The organism is Dialister sp., assembly GCF_051885895.1.
In the GTDB taxonomy this organism is placed as follows: Bacteria; Bacillota; Negativicutes; order Veillonellales; family Dialisteraceae; genus Dialister.
On record NZ_JBJEXP010000042.1, the window covers coordinates 8,806 to 10,168 of the forward strand.

A 1,363-nucleotide genomic window follows, 5' to 3' on the forward strand; every position below is an offset into this window, starting at 1 on the left:
CCGAATATTTTCTTAAACCCTTTGAAAAGAGGATTCTTCGTGTGTTCATTCCAGCGGGAATCAATGAAATCTTCCGGTTTCCTGAATCCTATGCCGTAGGCAAAATACATGGCATGGCTGACAGTATTGATATAAGCCGCCGTTTCCTGGATAAGAAAATTGCGATCCCTTTCCGAAAGAGTAAAATTGTCTGCCCGGCAGAATTCATCCAGCAGTCCGTTGATCCTGTCCTCAAAGCCTTCATCATCCATTTTGTCTGTGATATAGGTGGTGAAATTGGGATAATAACGGTAATAGGTTTTTTTATTTTTAGGATCAAAAATAGACCACTGCCGCATGAACATGTTGATTTTCAGGTACAGCCGCTGGTTCAGAACGAAATCCTCACTGTCCATGAAATGAATGGCCTTGGCCGTACGGATCAGCCGCATCACGGGACGGCTTTTCATGATGCCTTTATAAATGGAATCCCGCAGTTTCCTGTCCTGGTACATATAAGAGCCGAAAAAGGAAAGCACCATGGCACGAAAAACAATGTAATGATAGAAAAAGCGGGTACCCTCCGAAGACAGCGTTTTCTTTGCCATATAAGGCATGACCTCTGTCAGCGGCATGAGAATCTGCGCGCTTTCCGTCACCAGTCCACCCTCTTCCATTCCCAGATTTTCGCAGATGCACTGGAGCAGAAGGAAGGGAAGTTTCAAAACGGAAGTATCATGGAAATCCGGATGGCAGAAGGATAAAGCCGCCATGAAATCGGCGCTTTCCTCCTTCACCTGATTCATGTACCCTTCCGTTTCCCGGGCCAGATAGTCCGTAAGCGGGGCCAGGGATGTACCGGTTTCCCTGGAAAGATAGGTCATCAGCGGAATCACCGAGCCGCTTTCCATGACAAAGGGCGGTTTAAAAGGAAGCAGGGCACGGCGCACATTGTCAAACTCACTGCTGAAAGAACGGGTAATATCGAAATCCAGACTGTCCTTCACTGCATTTTCCAGAAATGCAGAACGGCGGCTGTCAGATTTTACAATCAGAGACGCCAGCTCCAAACGGAAATGGACGTACTTCCGTATCAGGCTGTTTCTTGTCTTTCTGTCTGAAGCACAGGGTAGCCCTTCCTTTTGGAGCATGGCATTCACCGCCTTGTCCACCGTCAGACCGGGAAAAGCGAAACTTCTGCAGGCCAGCGGATAAAACCGGCAGTTCATGTGGAAAAGCAGGAGGCGGGCAATCTTTTTCTTCTCTTCTGCCATCTGTTCATCATGCATGAAGGGCACCTTCTCTCAGGGAAACGAAAAGGAAATTTTCTTTATTATACACCAGACGAGAGGAAAAAGGGGGTCAGAGAGTTCAAAGGGCTGTG

1 protein-coding gene is annotated in these 1,363 nt (G+C 47.5%); it reads right to left on the reverse strand.

Annotated elements, in window-relative coordinates; all coding sequences use genetic code 11:
* The coding region (locus ACI4N7_RS03805; RefSeq protein WP_439732037.1) for a hypothetical protein at positions 1-1,268 on the reverse strand (1,268 nt) is incomplete at its 3' end.
* Between the last annotated feature and the right edge of the window lie 95 nt (positions 1,269-1,363).